Annotated in this window: 10 protein-coding genes, 2 tRNA genes and 3 rRNA genes; 4 read left to right on the forward strand and 11 right to left on the reverse strand. The window is 51.9% G+C overall.

The genetic code is table 11. The features are described 5' to 3' along the window. Window position 1: 1 nt before the first annotated feature. Genes BN2373_RS07505 through BN2373_RS07515 form a run of 3 tightly spaced genes read right to left on the reverse strand, consistent with a single transcriptional unit; the run spans window position 2 to window position 5195 of the window. Window positions 2–1846: a DUF1538 domain-containing protein gene (locus BN2373_RS07505; protein ID WP_074017987.1), complete on the reverse strand. Its 1845-nt coding sequence runs from the start codon at window positions 1844–1846 to the stop codon at window positions 2–4. Further along, a complete protein-coding gene (locus BN2373_RS07510; RefSeq protein WP_053943456.1) occupies window positions 1843–2499 on the reverse strand; it encodes a hypothetical protein in 657 nt (218 codons plus the stop codon). Before BN2373_RS07510 ends, BN2373_RS07505 begins: the two co-directional genes overlap by 4 nt. An 11-nt stretch (window positions 2500–2510) precedes the next feature. Continuing rightward, window positions 2511–5195, reverse strand: coding sequence for a translation factor GTPase family protein (locus BN2373_RS07515; protein WP_053943457.1), 2685 nt, complete (start codon window positions 5193–5195; stop codon window positions 2511–2513). Window positions 5196–5263: 68 nt separating this feature from the next. On the opposite strand from BN2373_RS07515, the gene BN2373_RS07520 reads away from it, so the two are divergent. After that, the gene (locus BN2373_RS07520) at window positions 5264–5746 is read left to right on the forward strand and encodes a tRNA (cytidine(34)-2'-O)-methyltransferase (protein ID WP_238379637.1); all 483 of its coding nucleotides are present in this window, start codon (window positions 5264–5266) and stop codon (window positions 5744–5746) included. Here the strand turns inward: BN2373_RS07520 and pepT are convergent. Continuing rightward, window positions 5743–6957 carry a peptidase T gene (gene pepT, locus BN2373_RS07525; RefSeq protein ID WP_053943458.1) on the reverse strand — a complete coding sequence of 405 codons (1215 nt, stop codon included), beginning with the start codon at window positions 6955–6957 and terminating at the stop codon, window positions 5743–5745. The genes BN2373_RS07520 and pepT overlap by 4 nt on opposite strands. 155 nt (window positions 6958–7112) lie before the next feature. Between pepT and BN2373_RS07530 the strand changes: the two genes are divergently transcribed. Continuing rightward, window positions 7113–7185 (forward strand) — tRNA-Thr (locus tag BN2373_RS07530). Between the two features lie 57 nt (window positions 7186–7242). Here BN2373_RS07530 and BN2373_RS07535 read toward each other — a convergent pair. Next, window positions 7243–8313 (reverse strand): DUF3048 domain-containing protein, encoded by a 1071-nt coding sequence (locus BN2373_RS07535; protein WP_053943459.1) that lies wholly within the window; start codon window positions 8311–8313, stop codon window positions 7243–7245. A 165-nt stretch (window positions 8314–8478) separates the two neighbouring features. Between BN2373_RS07535 and BN2373_RS07860 the strand changes: the two genes are divergently transcribed. Next, window positions 8479–8637 (forward strand): hypothetical protein, encoded by a 159-nt coding sequence (locus tag BN2373_RS07860; protein WP_156296238.1) that lies wholly within the window; start codon window positions 8479–8481, stop codon window positions 8635–8637. A gap of 156 nt (window positions 8638–8793) precedes the next feature. On the opposite strand, the gene BN2373_RS07540 is transcribed toward BN2373_RS07860, so the two are convergent. Both BN2373_RS07540 and BN2373_RS07545 read right to left on the reverse strand, forming a co-directional pair. Further along, complete coding sequence (locus BN2373_RS07540) at window positions 8794–10485, reverse strand: cell wall-binding repeat-containing protein (RefSeq protein ID WP_162200065.1); 1692 nt, start codon at window positions 10483–10485, stop codon at window positions 8794–8796. A 236-nt stretch (window positions 10486–10721) separates the two neighbouring features. Then, window positions 10722–11099, reverse strand: coding sequence for a thioesterase family protein (locus BN2373_RS07545; protein ID WP_053943461.1), 378 nt, complete (start codon window positions 11097–11099; stop codon window positions 10722–10724). 163 nt (window positions 11100–11262) lie between these two features. Between BN2373_RS07545 and BN2373_RS07550 the strand changes: the two genes are divergently transcribed. Further along, entirely contained in the window at window positions 11263–12318 is a 1056-nt protein-coding gene (locus BN2373_RS07550) for a M42 family metallopeptidase (protein WP_053943462.1), read from the forward strand. Between the two features lie 308 nt (window positions 12319–12626). On the opposite strand, the gene rrf is transcribed toward BN2373_RS07550, so the two are convergent. The 4 genes from rrf to BN2373_RS07570 all read right to left on the reverse strand — a co-directional run. Then, window positions 12627–12743 (reverse strand): 5S ribosomal RNA (rrf, locus tag BN2373_RS07555). A gap of 57 nt (window positions 12744–12800) precedes the next feature. Continuing rightward, window positions 12801–15862 (reverse strand): 23S ribosomal RNA (locus BN2373_RS07560). A gap of 85 nt (window positions 15863–15947) precedes the next feature. Continuing rightward, window positions 15948–16020, reverse strand: a tRNA-Ala gene (locus BN2373_RS07565). 189 nt (window positions 16021–16209) lie between these two features. Beyond that, window positions 16210–17523: ribosomal RNA gene (locus BN2373_RS07570) — 16S ribosomal RNA — on the reverse strand; the annotation flags it as partial.

The following is a 17523-nucleotide window of genomic DNA, read 5'->3' on the forward strand; positions in this document are numbered from 1 at the left end:
CCTAGTCCTCATCCGGCATGGACCCGAAGGCGGAAAGACCGGCCTCGGAATGGACAGGGAGAATAATCACCCTGGGGGTCTCGCCCAAGATGACTTCCTGAGTCAAGGAATCCGCCAGGGCATCCGACCGGTCCGACTCGACCAGGAACCAGACAAAGTCTCTCTGGGGGTCTAAGGCCAGGCGGTATTTGGCCCACTGCTTACCTCTTTCATCACGGCCGTGGAGGATAGTTGCCCCGGTCGCCCCCAGATTACGGGCGACTTCAACCAGGCGGTCGGCTCCGCCATGGGGCAAGGTGACCACCAAGAGGTCATAGAACTTGGGCCTTTCTTCCAGGGCCGGAAGGGTCCGGATGATCCGGGGTTCAGCGAGCTCCCTATCTTGCGTCTCTTCCGACTTGGACTGGACCTTTACCAGGGCACCGACAACTAATATGGAAATGACGGGGGTCATGGCGATAAGGGCAATGATCCCGAAACCGTCAGAAAGAATGTTGGCCGTGGGCCAGTCGTTGGCAATCCCTTGAGCGAAGGAGAGAACAAAGGTGGCGGCCATGGGCCCCGAAGCTACTCCACCGGAGTCGAAGGCGATGCCGACAAAGAGGTCATCGACATACCAGGAGAGGGCGATGGCCAGGGCGAAGCCGGGAAGAAGGATATGCCAGATTTCCAGAGAAGGAAGGACAATCCGTAGGGTGGATAGGGCGACGGCGATCCCCACCCCGATGGAGAGGGTCCGCCCCATAATCTTGGCATTCAGGTAGCCCCCCGTCACCTCTTCCACCTGCTTGCCCAGGACCAGGACAGCCGGCTCCGCAGAAACGACCAGGAAACCCAAAATAAAGGAGAGGATGACCAGGACGACCGGGCCTTGCTTCACCAGACCTGTGCCCAGGATTTTTCCCATGTCCATGAAGCCCTCATTGGCTCCGGCCAGGAAAAAAGTCAGGCCGATCAGGGAGTAGATGAGACCGCGGACGATAGTGATAATCTCCCTTTTGCTGAGCTTGAAGCGAACAAGGTTGAGGAAGAAAAAGAGGATGGCGATGGGGAGGAGGGCCAGAAGGGACTCCGTGAAGAGATGGCTCAGGGCCCCGAAGACAGCGGATACCCCCTTCTCCTCGATGACCAGAGGAGCTCCCTCCATTCTTGTGGAAGATCCAAGGAAGGCAGAATAGAGGAGGGTGGCGATGATGGGGCCGGCCGACATGGTCCCAACCAGGCCGAAGGAGTCGTTCTCGCTGTTTCCCCCCTTCATCTTGGATAGACCCAGGGAAATGGCCAGGATGAAGGGGGTCGTGATGGCGCCTGTCGTCGCCCCTGAGGCATCAAAGGCAAAGGCAATGAACTCATTGCTGGCGAAAAAGGCCAGGATGAAAATGAGAAAGTAGGCCAGGGTAAAAAGCTTTCTCCATGGCTGGTTGATCAGAATTTTGAGCGCGCCAAAAGAAATCATCAGGCCAACGCCGGCGGAAACCAGGATGACAAAAAAGCGGGCATGAATGGCCCCGGCCGAGGCCTCCTCGATCTGCTGGCCTAAGATGAGGAGGTCGGGTTCGGCAACCGTGATCAGAAAACCCAGGAGAAAGGCAAAGGCTAGGGAGAAAAACTTAGTCTTGGAGGAAGCGAGAAACTTGGCCATTTGGATCCCGATGGGGGCCATGGACTGGTCAACCCCCCAGAGGAAGATGGCCAAGCCGATAAAGAGGAAGAAAGAACCGACCAGGAAACGCCAGATGTTGACCGGATCAACCGGGACGAAGACCAGGCTGCAGAAGACCACATAAAAAATGATGGGAAGGATGGACTGGCTGACTTCACGGAGTTTACTTTGGAGTTCATTCATCCCCGGCCTCCTTTCTCTTGATAAAAGCCCACGGTGTCCAGGACCGGAAGGACAAACAGGATCCCGTTGCCTCGCTCATCCAACTGAAGGCGGTCAATCAGGTGACTGCGGAGGGAAGGCAATTTTTTGCTTTCGGTGACCATGAACACGATGTCTTTTTCCGGCGTAATCTGGATATCAAAGGCCAGGTGAAGGGGAAGGCCGGCTCCCCGACCGTGGATGATGGTTCCCCCCCTGACCCCCAGCTCTTCAGCATAATCGACGACATCCCGGCTTTTGCCGTGGTCGGTGATGACGAAGAGGCAGGCTTCATTAAATTGGCTGGGATCGACCTGGTCACCGGGGGAAATTAGCCGGTCCTCTTTATACCGGATCATAGGGATGGTGAAAGCTACCCCTTTGTGTCTCTTATCCAGATTAAACTGTTCCTGGAACATGGCAAATATGGCCGGGAGAAAGTGGTTGTCCACAGGAAGAAAGAGGACTTCCTTCCGGGTCTCATCCAAGCCTAAAATCGTAAGAATCTTATTGCGGTAGGTTCCTTCCCCTTGCAGGACCAGGCCACCGGCCACATTAAAGGGCCTAAGCTCCATAAGCATTTCTTCAGCCTGTCCATGGTTAACAATGCAAATCATGATGGATTGGTAATTCATGCTTGCCTCCTTTATTTGGGACCACCGGGCGGGCCTTCCAGGAAGTCACCCAGCCGGTGGGTTAAGCGTGGACTTGATTCGGGATGTTGATAATCATCAATTTCTTTTTTCAGGTCCCGGTAAGCCCGGTAGAGTTCTCGTGCCGACAGGATGAGGGCCCCTTCCCGCCAGGCGATGAGCTGGACCGGCCCGTCGGATGTGGCCACCCGGACCCGGTTGGTCTTGGCCTTCTCCCTGGAGATTTCAGCGATATATTGGTCAGCCGTTTCGGCCTCTTTCGTGTAGACGAGGTGGATGCCTCCCCTCTCCTCATGTCGGCGAAGGGCTCCTTTGACCCGGTAGGCGTCAAAGACCAGGATGACCTCCTCCCCGCTCAGGGCGTGGATCTCGGAGAGGATGTCGGTCAGCTTCTTTCGGGCGGTCTCAAAGCCCTCATCCCCCTCAAAGTGGAGGTTGGGCCAGGCATGGATAATATTATACCCATCAACCAGGAGCCAGGCCTCTCCCCGAAAATCCGGGTTGGCTTCCCGGGGATTCTTAGGTCCTGATGCCGGGATGGATTTCCCTTTCCCGACCTTCCGGTCTTTTTCCATCTGCCGGGCTTTGTCCCGGGCCCGGACCTCCCGCCGCTTGGCCTCCTTTTGGGAATTGGCGTTGGCATAGAAGGTTTCCCGGAAGATCCGGTCGGCCTCGCCCTTGGATAAGGACCAGACCTGCTCCTGGGGAGACCGCCTAAGTCCCTCTACCGGAAGATCTCCCTCTTCCGCCTCATCCTCCCCGGGCCCCTCCACAGGCAGGTGGACCCAATCTTCCACCTGGTCCCAGGGGACGGCCAATCCGGCTCCATGCCGGCAAAAGATGGAGGAGGGAGGAAAGAGGGGGTCCTTGAGAGGGTCATAGTCCATTTTTTCAATGAGATTTTCTCCCTCTTCCGGATCCATCTCCTCATAGCCTCCATCCTCCAGGTGGAGGACAGCCTGTCCCCCGGTCATGGCGGGAAGGTTGTCAAAAAAGTCCTGGAGGAGGCGGAGGCGTCCCCGGCCCCGAAAGTGGACCCGGTCGCCCCGACTTTCCTGGTCCACCCCCTCAACCCCCAGCCGGGTCAATTCCTGGAGGATTCTCCCCAGCCAGTCAAAGGGCAGGTCCAGATCAAAGGCGATCATGGGCTCAAGGAGGACGGATTCCGCCTGCATGAGCCCCTGTCGGAAGGCCCGCCGGACCGCTTCGGGCAAGTCCCCGGCGGAAGTGTGGGCCCCTGTTTTTATGGCCAGAAGGCTGACCCGGATATCCGTGGCTTCCGCCCCGGTCAGGACCCCGGGGATGGGTTGGGCCAGGGTCTCCCGGATCGTAGCCAACTGGGCATCCGTGGCTCCTCCTTGGCTATCTTCGGAAAAGAAGCGAATCCCGGAATTTGCTTCCCCCGATTCCAATAAAAGATGGACCTCCGCATAGTGCCTGAGGGGCTCGAAATGGCCCAAACCCAAGACAGTATCTCGAATGGTCTCCTTAAAAAGAATCCGGCCCGGGCTGACCCGGATGGGGATCCCCTCTCGGGCCAGTCGGTCTTGAATGATCTCCAGGATGACCGGACCCATGGCGTGGACCATGACCTCCCGGCTCTTGGGGTCGAACCGAACGCCCAGTTCAGGCATCTCTTCATTTAAGGATTTCAGGGCTTGAATGAGGTCCTCCTCAAGACCTTGGTCTGTCCTTTCCACCCTGTATTGGAGAACAGGACGAATGGTGGGCCGGAGCAGAGAATTTCCCCCAATGCAGCTTCCCGCCCGAGTATTTTGAGGACCAACTAAGGATACCACCTGACCGGGCCCCGCTTCCGAAAGCGGCTCATAATCCGAACCCTGGTAGCGGCGAATTTCATGAACCTTCTCTCCATCAAAGTCCTGCTTGACCTTAAGTTTTCCTGATAGGATCCTGACCTGGCTTAGGCGAATGGGCCCATCGTAGCCGATCTTGTAGCAGATGGCCTGGAAGCGACCCTGACCCAGATGGGGAGTCAGGCTTTCTCCCATCCAGTCCAGGAGCCGACCCACCCCCTCCCCTTCCAGGGCCGATCCGAAAATGACCGGGAAGATCTTCCGGGCCTGGATAGATGCTCGAATTTCCCCGTTAGAGATGGTATCGATGGAGAAGTAGGTCTTCATGAGGCCGGGATCGGCCATGGCCAAGGCTTCCATCCGGTTGGGGACAGGGGCCGTGAAATCCACGGCCCTTTCGGTCAACCTGTCGAGGATCGTGGCCATGATTGCCCCCTTATCCAAACCTGGCCGGTCCATCTTATTGACAAAAAGGAAGACCGGGATCTGAGCCCGAGATAGGAGGTCCCAAAGGGTCTTGGTATAGCCCACAGGCCCGTCCGCTCCGTCGATGACCAGGATGGCGCCATCAAGGATGGGGAGAGTACGCTCGGCTTCCGGGGCAAAGTCCCGGTGACCCGGTGTATCCACGAGAATGAACTCCCGCCGGCCTTCCCCGGTATTCATAAAAAAGGAGGCTGTCCGGGAATAGATGGTGATCCCCCGCTTTCGCTCAAGGTCATCCGTATCCATGACCGTGGTTCCCTCATCCACCCTTCCGGCCTTCTTCACCGCCCCGCTCTGTTGGAGGATGGCTTCGGCCAGGGTCGTTTTCCCTGCGTCCACATGGGCAAAGATTCCTATGGTCGTCGGTGCCGTCATCCTTCCTCCTTTTCTACTCTTCCCCCTTCCTTTGCGGTATCATAAAGAAAAAAGGAAGAAGGTATCCTGTGAATAAAAATATGATTGTCCTCGTCCAACCGGAAATCCCTTATAATACAGGAAACGTGGCCAGGACCTGTGTCGTTTCCGATAGTCGCCTGGGCCTGGTTCGGCCCCTGGGCTTTCAACTGACCTCCAAGCTCATCAAGAAAGCCGGGATGGACTACTGGCCCCAAGTGGATCTGACCACCTGGGATAGCCTGGAAGATTTTGAGAAAGCCATGGTCCGGATGGAGGAAGAGGGCTACCAAATTCTTATCATCGAATCCACCACTGACCGGACTCTGGGACAAGTTGCAGTGGATAGACCTGTCCTCCTCATCTTCGGCTCCGAATCCCATGGCCTCCCCCAGGACTTTCTGGACCGCCATGCCGATAAGGTTGTACGAATCCCCATGCGGAAGACGGAAAGATCCCTCAACCTCTCCAATGCCGTGGCCATCGCCCTTTATGAAGCCCTCCGCCAGCAGGGCTATCCGGGCCTACACTAGTTCTTCCGGGTGTTTTCCTGGAGGATGGAGAGGACGACATCGGCCGACCGGGCCATCTGGTCCAGGGAAATAAATTCGTAGACCCCGTGATAGTTGTAGCCCCCGGTGAAGAGGTTGGGTGTGGGAAGGCCCTTGAAAGACAGGCCCGCTCCGTCAGTCCCTCCCCGGACGGGGACAATTTCCGGCTCCAGGCCAACCTTAGCAAAGGCCCGCTTGACCAATGCAATGATTTCCGGGTGTTCCTCCACCTTTTCCCGCATATTATAATAGCTATCTTTGATTTCCAGCCGGGCCACCGGACCGTGTTTCTTGTTGATATAGGCCAAAGCCCCTTCCATGACCTCCTTCAAGGCTTGGAAGGCCGCCCGGTCGTGGTCCCGGATGATGTAGTCCATCTTGGCCTGATCCACTGTCCCCTCCATATGGAGGAGGTGGATAAAGCCCTCCCGCCCCTCGGTGTACTGGGGCTTTTTTTCTGCAGGAAGAAGGCTGTGAAATTCCAAGGCAATCTCCGCTGCGGAAACCATGGTCCCCTTGGCTGAACCCGGGTGGACATTCTTCCCCTCCACCTCCAACTTAGCCGATGCGGCATTAAAGGTCTCGTATTCAAAGCCGGGCATTTCTCCCCCATCGATGGTAAAGGCGAAATCCGCACCAAAGGCCTCGACGTCAAACTTGTCCGCCCCCCGCCCGATTTCTTCATCCGGGGTGAAAGCCACCTTGACCGGACCATGAGGGATGGAAGGATCCCGGACCAGAGTTTCCAGAACATGCATGATGATGGCAATCCCCGCCTTGTCATCGGCCCCCAGAAGAGTATCTCCCCGGGTGGTCATGAGGGTCTGCCCAACCAGGTCATTGAGGAAGGGAAAATCATCCGGGCTCAAAACTTTTTTTTCACTCAGGGGAATGGTCCCTCCCTCATACTGAAGGACCTGAGGATCATCCACCTTTCCCGGAGCATCCGGCGACGTGTCCATATGGGCAATTAGTCCGATAGCAGGAATACCTTCCACATTTCCCGCCAGGCTCCCGTAGACATAGCCATTAAGATCCTGGTTGACCTCTTCCAACCCCAATTCCTTGAGTTCCTCAACCAGGACCTGGCCCAAAACCCTCTGCCCTTCCGTAGATGGGCAGGTTTCCGACTCTTCATCCGACATCGTATCGAAGGAAATGTATTTTCTTAATCTTTCTTCCAATGTTTTCATATTTTCTCCTTCTATCCTTTATCCCGACCTTAAGCAGGCCAGTAAAACACAAACATAACGATCCAATAGTTTATTATACCATCTTCTATCCTCGCTTTTGGTCTTGACCCTTCCTCAAGATCTTTGTTATACTAGGGAAGTCAACTTTATCATTTGCTGGCATAGCTCAATCGGTAGAGCATCTGAATCGTAATCAGAGGGTTGTGGGTTCAAGTCCTATTGCCAGCTTAAAAAGAACCGCTTGAAATCAATGGTTTCAAGCGGTTCTTTCTTTATTCTAAAAAACTATTCAAAATTCGGATCCATTCGATCATCAATCACGCAGATCCAGGTGAGCCCCGGGTTAAGCACCAATTCCTCTCCATCCTCGGTCAAAAAACGGGTAGGGTTAATGTGGTCATCAGACTTTTCCCAACGGATGGGAATAACCTTCCCTCCGGTCACATAAAAGCCCTTCCCTTCTCCAATGGAATCAAAGGCCTTGTGGCCTTTATTATCATAGATGTAGCTGTTGGCATATTGGATGATGACATTGGTGGATAAGACGGGTTCTTCCGTTCCCTCATCGACCTGGAGGGTTCCCTCCCGATAGCGCTCATAGGCTTGTTTTTCCGGCAAATATTTGAATTCGATGTTGTTGAGTTTACCCTGGTAGTCCAGAAGAAAAGACTGAGCGGATTCTCCATGATCCAGAGGCTCAAAAATGGGATGGAATGAAAAGCCGACATTTTTTCCTTCCTGTTCGTATCCCTTTTTCTCAGCTTGTTTGAAGGCGTCCTCCAAGTTGAAATAGGAGTCATGCGGTGGCCGTTTTCCTGTTTTCCGGTAGCGGAAAAAGAGATTTCCTCCTTCTCTCATGGCCTCCAGGTCATCCAAGCCTAAACGATCAATCAAACGGAGGCCGTCTGCTGATCCTCCGTGATGGGCATAGATGGCTCCATATTGGTTGGCAATGGTGACAAAATTAGGCCGGGCTGACCGGATGGGACCGACCAGAAAGTCGTTTTGTCCGGGTTTCTGCTCAAAAAGGGCCATATAACGGGTAAACTCCCCCTCCACCCTCATCTCCCACACGATGGAAGCCTTTGTCAGATTGGCCTGGTTACGGGCGTAGTATTGGTTATCAATCATAACCATCATAGGCCGAAGACCTACTTGATCTTCTTCGATCTCTAAACCGTTATAGATGGAATAGAAGACCTCCTCCGGTCCTTCATTCCAGGACGCTATGATCGGTTCAGAAGAACTTTCTTCCGGAATTTCTTCAGAAGTAATTTCGCTCTTTCTTTCGGAACAGGCGGAAAAACTAATCATTATCAAACAGGCTATAGCCAGTATAAACGGGAATTTTTTCATAGTCCCTCCTTTTTTCTTGGTCTATTATAACACAGGAGGGCAAACTCTTTCCCGCTACCGGCCTATACAGATGCCCGTCAATACGATACAATAATTTAATAGATGAGCCAATGTTCCAAGGAGTTATAGGTTCCCTATAACCCGGTAACGTTTAAGGAGGAAGATATGACTGAAAAGAAGTCCAGCCAATACCAGGATCATGAAAATACTAAGACCTATGAGGAGAACAACTCCGTAATCAACAACAACCCCCGCACCGATGAAAACCAGACAAAAACGGCAATCAACCGGAACAAGGTTCCCGGTGAAGATGAAGAAGAATAAAACGATGATTTAATCAAAAGTGGCTGAGTGAAAAGAACTAGTTCTTTCTCACTCAGCCACTTTTGTTATCAAAGTAAAGGGCCCGACATTATGCGGGCCCTTTTCTCTTACTTAAAACATTTCAGTCAACATTTAACGACGAAACAACCACATGACTTACTTGATCGCATCTTCAACAGCTTTAGAGATGGCACCGTCAAGCCCGATAATGGTGACCTGCTTATAGGATGCCTTCATAATCTGAGCCTTGGTTTCTTTCGGCAAAATATCACGCTTGGAAAGAAGAACAGGTGCATTGAGTCTTGCGGCGACAGGGCCGATAACCAAAGCATCAGCAAACTTCTGACCGGAGGCGAGGAAAGCCCGGTCGGACTTGTCGAAGAAACGGGAGGCGATAAGAGACGCTGTCTCATACCGGTTGGCACCGCCTACGCGAGCCTCAAGCTTAGGTAACTTGCCCTCAAGAGTCTTGGAAACAGCAGCATCTCCGCCAACAATGGTCACGCCTTCAACCTTCAGGTCGTCAAGTGCCTTAGCGGTCGCTTCCGGAATCTGATTCGTTTTTACCAGGAGGATGGGGCGACCCTCCTTAGCCGCATAAGAGGAAATAGCTAAGGCATCTGCAAAATCCTGGCCGGTAGCAATCACTGCCTTGGAAGTATTCTTGGTCAGTCCACCAACTTCATTGGCAATCAGTGCAGCAGTTTCATACCGGTCATGACCACCGATCCGCTTCGCTGAGCCGGCAATGGCTTTAGCCTGATTAAAGGTCTTCTCTGAGATAGCACTGTCTCCACCAATAACGATGACTTCCTTCGCACCCAAGCGTTTTATCTCAGAAGCGGCACGGGCATCCAGCTGGTCTGTTTCTGTTAAAAGAATAGGGGCATTCATCAGTTTAGATAAGACACCGGCAGTCAGAGCATCAGGATAATCATCCTTACGAGCTAAAATGACAGTATCCGCATTGTCATAGAACTTTCCGGAGACCTTATTGGCCGTGTCAACCCGGTCATCACCACCGATCCGGTCAACGGAAGGATCGGAAGGCTGGGGATCCACATCAGAACCGGGACCCACGGGTCCTCTGAGGTAAATGGCGTCCACGGGTTCTGTAACGGTAGTTGTTGCCTGATCATCGAGGGTTTTCAAAAGCTTTTCACTACCGTCTTCACCGGGAAGGTAATAATAGGGCGTTTTGGTGACCTTCTGACCTGGACGACCTTCCTGTTTAAGCTTAATTTCGCCCTCTTTCATGGTCGGATCGAATTCGTAAACTGTGCGATAAGGAATCTCTTCAACGTCTTCCTTTACTCCTTCTCTGATCTTGGATGATAAAGTGAGTGTCCACCCATCCAGATCATTTCCCTCCATTTTCAGTTCATAACGCTCATCTAACTCTGCCTTACGATCGCCAGTAAATTCTGCAATGAGATGAAAGGTCTTATACCTACCGGTATAGGGGTTAAATGGCTCTAAATTACTCTGAAAAATAGCACGATAGAAAGATTCATCCTCATTTCCTGACCAAACCGGCACATTCCCTTCCCGGAATAGCAAGGTTTTTTGAATCACCTCTCCATTATTTCTGCTTTTCGCAATTTCGGTGACTTCTTTTCCATCCTCTTCCCTTGTTACGGTTGCCCGATAAAGGATGGGCATGGCACCCCAGTCTTCATCAAGGATAATGGAATTCTCTGCGATTTTTGCCTGTGTTTTCGTCTCCATGTTTTGTTGAAGCAAATATCTTAGGCTTTCATCACCGCCGCCGGTCGCATAAATCGTATTTCCCAAATAAATCGGAACAAAGATCGAGTCGATCGTACAATTTGTGTATTTATTATTCAAATTATCCGTGATTTCATCCACAGGTACCGTAATTTTCGTTTCCTCTCCGATTTTACCCGAATAGGTTAACTGTGAATAAAGACCGGTATGAACCTGTCCATCTTCTCCTGTTCCTTTGAATTCAATGAAAAATGCAAAAGAAACCGGCTTTCCTTCATCATCAGGATTATAAAATCCTTTTCCCGTATCATAATGATGCCAGTAAAAGCTGACATCCTGCGTCTTTCCCGCTTTTGCTACTTTGCCTGAGCTTTTTCCATAAATTTTTCAGGGTTAATGATGAAACGCTGGTGTGTTCCTTCCCCGATCTTTTCATGGCGGTCAAAGGCTTCCACATGGAAGACCAGACGCTTGCGGTCAATCTCCACCAACTCAGACTTACAGGTGATCTCATCCCCGACCGGCGAAGCGGCCATGTGCTTGACATCAATGGCAATGCCTACGGTGTCATTGTCCGGACCGATTTCATCGGCCACGGACTCCAGGCAAGTGGCTTCCATCAAAGCTACCATAGCGGGAGTGGCATAGACCGGAAGGAGGCCGGATCCCAGACGGTCAGCCGCCTTTTCCTTTGTCACTACTTCCTTCTTTTCTCCCAAAATTCCCAGGTCCATATCGTTTCCTTTCTATATCTCTATATATTCTTACAATTCCTATTACAATTATTATATGGCCTTCTCTCATTTTTTCCAGCCTTCCCATGGACATTTGCTTTTTCTTCCCGTATCCTAGTTTTGTTCATGAAATACAGAAATTCCAGAACAGAAAGGATTCAAAATGACCTTTAATAAAGATGCCTATCTCGATTATAAAGACCAAATCCTCCAAAATGCCCAGGACCTCCTTGCCATCCCCTCCCCCTCCGGCTATGGAAAAGCGGTTACCGACCACCTGATGACCCAGCTGGCCGACATGGACATTGAGGCGATAAAAACCCTCAAGGGCGGTGTATTAGCCCATATTCCGGGAAAAATATCCGGAAATGGTATCCTCCTCCAGGCCCATGTGGATACCTTGGGCGGCATGGTCCACGCCATCAAAGAGACGGGAGGGATTCAAATCACACCGATTGGCGGCCTCAACCCCAGCAATACCGAAACAGAGAATGTCACCATTCTGACCAGGTCCGGAAAAACCTACGAAGGGACCTTCCAACTGGAAAATGCTTCTGTCCATGTGAACAAGGATTTCACAACCACCCAGAGGAGCTGGGAGACCATGGAGGTAGTTATAGATGAGGACGTCAAAGAGGATGAGGATGTTAAAAAGCTAGGCATCCAGGCCGGGGACTACGTCTTCTTTGAACCCCGGACAAGGATCACCAAATCCGGCTATATCAAGAGCCGTTTCCTGGATGATAAGTTATCCGCTGCCATCCTCCTTGCCTATCTCAAATACTTAAAAGACCAAAAAATCACCCTCTCCCGGGACCTCTATATCCACTTCACCATCTACGAAGAAGTGGGCCACGGCGGCTCCCACCCCTTCCCCGAAGGAGTAACGGAGGTCTGGTCGGTGGATATGGGCTGCGTAGGGGAAGGCCTGAACTGCCGGGAAAAACAGGTCTCCATCGCCGCCAAGGATTCCGGCGGTCCTTATAACTATGACCTGGTTTCCCGCCTGGTGGAATTATCGGAAAAATACGAAATTGATTCCGCTTTAGACATCTATCCCTTCTATGGCAGCGATGTGGAAGCCACCCTGGCGGCCGGTCATGACTTCCGCCATGCCCTCATCGGCCCCGGCGTCTATGCCTCCCACGGCTATGAAAGGTCCCACATCGATGGAGCCAGCAATACCTTCCGGCTGATCCAGGCTTACTTGGAGGATTAATCGCCCCTTATCCGACCTGGGTTCGCAGAAAATCGCCCATATAAAGCAAAACCCGAGAGCGATTGCTCTCGGGCTTCTTATTTGGCGATTTCCTACAGCAGTCGGCCGCTCTCCACTCGCCTTCGACCCTCTTTACCTTTGCGGTCTCGGCTCGTGGGCGGCCTTTGCATCCCAAACCAAAGCCATTCCCTACGCTCGGAGTACTCGCTCCGGGAATGGGTGGTTTGGGATCTCCATCATCCGACCTGGGTTCGCAGAAAATCGCCCATATAAAGCAAAACCCGAGAGCGATTGCTCTCGGGCTTCTTATTTGGCGATTTCCTACTCTCCCAGGTCGTCTCCAACCAAGTACCATCGGCGTGAAGAGGCTTAACTGCTGTGTTCGGAATGGGAACAGGTGGATCCCTCTTGCTATCATCACCATATGAAGAATGAACACCTCATTCTTGTTTCACCTTAACCTCAAATAGTAAAAGATATTTCTGGTCAAATTCACGAGTAATTAGTATCAGTCAGCTTCATGCATTACTGCACTTCCACCTCTGACCTATCAACCAGATTTTCTACCTGGTCTCTTTCGGAAATCTCATCTTGAGGGGGGCTTCGCGCTTAGATGCCTTCAGCGCTTATCCTGTCCAGACGTAGCTACCCAGCGGTGCCCTTGGCAGAACAACTGGTAAACTATCGGTCTGTCCACCCCGGTCCTCTCGTACTAGGGGCAGCTCCTCGCAAATTTCCTACGCCCACGCTGGATAGGGACCGAACTGTCTCACGACGTTCTGAACCCAGCTCGCGTACCTCTTTAATGGGCGAACAGCCCAACCCTTGGAACCTGCTCCAGCTCCAGGATGAGACGAGCCGACATCGAGGTGCCAAACACCCCCGTCGATGTGAACTCTTGGGGGGTATAAGCCTGTTATCCCCAGGGTAGCTTTTATCCGTTAAGCGACGGCACTTCCACTCGCAACCGCCGGATCACTAAGTCCTGCTTTCGCACCTGCTCGAGTTGTTGCTCTCGCAGTCAAGCCTGCTTCTGCCTTTACACTCATTGAATGGTTTCCGTCCATCCTGAGCAGACCTTTGAACGCCTCCGTTACTCTTTGGGAGGCGACCGCCCCAGTCAAACTGACCAACTGACAGTGTCCCCGGTCCGGATCACGGACCTAGGTTAGAACTCTAGTCCTTAAAGGGTGGTATCCAAAAGGCGACTCCCTAGCAGCTGGCGCCACTAGCTCACAGTCTCCCACCTATTCTGTACATTAAAAACCAAAGTCCAATGTCAGCCTACAGTAAAGCTCCATGGGGTCTTTCCGTCCTAGCGTGGGTAACCCGCATCTTCACGGGTACTACAATTTCACCGGATCCTTTGTTGAGACAGCGCCCAAATCGTTACACCTTTCGTGCGGGTCGGAACTTACCCGACAAGGAATTTCGCTACCTTAGGACCGTTATAGTTACGGCCGCCGTTTACTGGGGCTTAAGTTCAACGCTTCGCTTGCGCTAACGCTTCCCCTTGACCTTCCAGCACCGGGCAGGTGTCAGCACCTATACTTCGTCTTACGACTTCGCAGATACTTGTGTTTTTGGTAAACAGTCGCTTGGGCCGATTCACTGCAGCCATACGATTCGTCGAACGTGAAGTTCTATTTTTATATGGCACTCCTTCTCCCGAAGTTACGGAGTCATTTTGCCGAGTTCCTTAACAAAGGTTCTTCCGCGCGTCTTAGAATTCTCATCTTGCCAACCTGTGTCGGTTTTGGTACGGGTGCTCTTACTCTCGATAGCGTCTTTTCTCGGCAGCCGGGCATCAGAGACTTCCCTACTTATTTTTCGGTCCCCATCAGATCTCAGCACCATTCGGCGGATTTACCTACCGAACTCGCCTACCTCCTTGGACAGGCTCTACCTTTCGCCTGCTTCCCTTAGCCTTCTGCGTCAACACTTCTCTCAAACGAGTAAAAACAGTTCCGGAATCTCCACCGGATATCCATTGCCTACGCCCTTCGGCCTCAGCTTAGGTCCCGACTAACCCTGAGAGGACGAGCCTTGCTCAGGAATCCTTCGGCTTTCGACGGGCGAGATTCTCACTCGCCTTCTCGCTACTCATGCCAGCATTCTCTCTTGTATGCCCTCCACAGTGGGTTATCCCTTCTGCTTCAATGCACATACAATGCTCCTCTACCGATTGTCAAGACAAAAAGTATTCTGTTCACTTGCACGTTTCTTGTGAATCTCTCTTGCGTGAAATTGCATTAATTCAATAAAGATAACTTGCTTCTTACCTCAATCTCTTTAACGCGTTTTCGTTGTAGAAATTTGACTTCGATATTTCTAGTCTTCACAATCCGTAAGCGTGTTGAACAAAATACTTTTTGTCTCGATCAATCCCGTAGCTTCGGTATCATGTTTAGCCCCGTGTATCTTCGGCGCCGCTCCACTCGACCAGTGAGCTATTACGCACTCTTTCAATGCATGGCTGCTTCTAAGCCAACGTCCTGGTTGTCTAAGTAGAATGACCTCCTTTTCCACTGAACATGATTTAGGGACCTTAGCTGACGGTCTGGGCTGTTTCCCTTTCGACTATGAAGCTTATCCCACATAGTCTAACTCCCATGGATAATAAACGGAATTCGAAGTTTGATAGGTGTTGGTAGGATATATCCCCCGCGACCATTCAGTGCTCTACCTCCCTTTATCTTCCTCATGAGGCCCACCCTAAAGTGGTTTCGAGGAGAACCAGCTATCTCCGGGTTCGATTGGCTTTTCACCCCTAATCACAAGTCATCCAATGCGTTTTAAACCGCACCTGGTTCGGTCTTCCATAGAATTTTACTTCTACTTCATCCTGCTCATGACTAGATCACCCGGTTTCGGGTCTATATCCGCAAACTCTCGCGCTATTCACACTCGGTTTCCCTCCGGCTCCGCCCCTGTAGGGCTTAACCTCGCTTACGAATATAACTCGCTGGCCCGTTCTACAAAAAGTACGATATCAGGGTGCATGACCCCTCTATCTGCTTGTAAGCACAAGGTTTCAGATTCTCTTTCACTCCCCTTCCGGGGTTCTTTTCACCTTTCCCTCACGGTACTTGTTCACTATCGGTCACATGGTCGTATTTAGGCTTAGGAGGTGGTCCTCCCATGTTCCCACCAAATTTCTCGTGTTCGATGGTACTCTGTCGTGACAACGGCAAAACCTTTCAGTTACAGGACTTTTACCTTCTTTGGTTCTTCTTTCCAGAAGATTCGCCTGGGTCTCTTTCGTCTTCTTCACTATCGGCCTCTTTCCCCTTCGCTCGCCGCTACTAAGGAAATCGCGTTTGCTTTCTTTTCCTCCGGTTACTGAGATGTTTCAGTTGGCCGGGTGTCCCCTCCTACCGTTATGGATTGGCGGTAGGATGACAGGTTCTTCACCTGCCGGATTGCTCCATTCGGAAACCCACGGATCACTGTCTTTTGGACTCCCCGCGGCTATCGGTGCTTGACCGTCCTTCGTCGGCGCCATGTGCCAAGGCATTCGCCTCGTGCTCTTCTCGATTTGACCAGAAATATCTTTTACTATTCGATTGTCAAGGACCACATCGAAGGTCTTAACCTCTGATGAAAAAACCCTTCATGATGAAGGGTTATGGAGATGAAGAGAATCGAACTCTTGACCCCCTGCTTGCAAGGCAGGTGCTCTCCCAGCTGAGCTACACCCCCACGTCGCCTCGGACGCGATTAGCAATCAATAAACTTATGATTTTCGGTCTCTCGACCATTTTGTCTGCTCCAAGAATTGTTCGTAAGCTTTCGCGAATTCGGTTTCGGTACTTCTTCATCAGTTACCTGACGCCTTTTCCCTTGCCTTCCTTCTCGTATTTCTTACTCACCTTCTCAAGCTTTCCTTAGAAAGGAGGTGATCCAGCCGCAGGTTCTCCTACGGCTACCTTGTTACGACTTCACCCCAGTCATTGATCCTACCTTCGGCGCCTGCTTCCTTGCGGTTCGCTCAGCGACTTCGGGTATTACCAACTTCCATGGTGTGACGGGCGGTGTGTACAAGACCCGGGAACGCATTCACCGTGGCATGCTGATCCACGATTACTAGTAACTCCGACTTCATGGAGGCGGGTTGCAGCCTCCAATCCGAACTGAGATTGGTTTTCTGCGATTCGCTTGACCTCGCGGTCTCGCTGCGCTTTGTTCCCAACCATTGTAGCACGTGTGTAGCCCAAGACATAAAGGGCATGATGATTTGACGTCGTCCCCACCTTCCTCCGGTTTATCACCGGCAGTCTCGTTAGAGTCCCCAACTTTACTTGCTGGTAACTAACGACAGGGGTTGCGCTCGTTGCGGGACTTAACCCAACATTTCACAACACGAGCTGACGACAACCATGCACCACCTGTAAAACAGCTCCGAAGAGACGGTGTATCTCTACACCCATCCGTTCTATGTCAAGCCTTGGTAAGGTTCTTCGCGTTGCGTCGAATTAAACCACATGCTCCGCTACTTGTGCGGGTCCCCGTCAATTCCTTTGAGTTTCACACTTGCGTGCGTACTCCCCAGGTGGAGTGCTTAATGTGTTAACGGCGGCACCGAGGTTTGACCCCCGACACCTAGCACTCAGCGTTTACGGCGTGGACTACCAGGGTATCTAATCCTGTTTGCTCCCCACGCTTTCGTACCTCAGCGTCAATATGTGTCCAGACAGTTGCTTTCGCCATCGGTATTCTTCCTAATCTCTACGCATTTCACCGCTACACTAGGAATTCCACTGTCCCTTCCACTATTCAAGCCTACCAGTTTTCAACGCTTGCCGAGGTTGAGCCCCGGGCTTTCACGTCAAACTTAATAGGCCGCCTGCGTACCCTTTACACCCAATCATTCCGGACAACGCTCGCCCCCTACGTATTACCGCGGCTGCTGGCACGTAGTTAGCCGGGGCTTCCTCCTGGATTACCGTCATTATCTTCGTCCAGGACAGAACTTTACAATCCGAAGACCTTCTTCGTTCACGCGGCGTCGCTGCATCAGAGTTTCCTCCATTGTGCAAAATTCCCCACTGCTGCCTCCCGTAGGAGTCTGGGCCGTGTCTCAGTCCCAATGTGGCCGTACACTCTCTCAAGCCGGCTACTGATCATCGCCTTGGTAGGCCGTTACCCTACCAACCAGCTAATCAGACGCAAGGCCATCACACACCGATAAATCTTTGACCTCTC

This window comes from Kallipyga gabonensis (genome assembly GCF_001286805.1).
In the GTDB taxonomy this organism is placed as follows: Bacteria; Bacillota; Clostridia; order Tissierellales; family Peptoniphilaceae; genus Kallipyga; species Kallipyga gabonensis.

Excerpts from the sequence above, each read along its gene's own strand:
- BN2373_RS07535 (WP_053943459.1), bottom strand. The coding sequence starts at position 8,313 with ATGAAAAAATTCCCGTTTATACTGGCTATAGCCTGTTTGATAATGATT.
- BN2373_RS07860 (WP_156296238.1), top strand. The coding sequence starts at position 8,479 with ATGACTGAAAAGAAGTCCAGCCAATACCAGGATCATGAAAATACTAAG.
- BN2373_RS07505 (WP_074017987.1), bottom strand. The coding sequence starts at position 1,846 with ATGAATGAACTCCAAAGTAAACTCCGTGAAGTCAGCCAGTCCATCCTT.
- BN2373_RS07550 (WP_053943462.1), top strand. The coding sequence starts at position 11,263 with ATGACCTTTAATAAAGATGCCTATCTCGATTATAAAGACCAAATCCTC.
- BN2373_RS07510 (WP_053943456.1), bottom strand. The coding sequence starts at position 2,499 with ATGAATTACCAATCCATCATGATTTGCATTGTTAACCATGGACAGGCT.
- BN2373_RS07515 (WP_053943457.1), bottom strand. The coding sequence starts at position 5,195 with ATGACGGCACCGACGACCATAGGAATCTTTGCCCATGTGGACGCAGGG.
- BN2373_RS07545 (WP_053943461.1), bottom strand. The coding sequence starts at position 11,099 with ATGGACCTGGGAATTTTGGGAGAAAAGAAGGAAGTAGTGACAAAGGAA.
- pepT (WP_053943458.1), bottom strand. The coding sequence starts at position 6,957 with ATGAAAACATTGGAAGAAAGATTAAGAAAATACATTTCCTTCGATACG.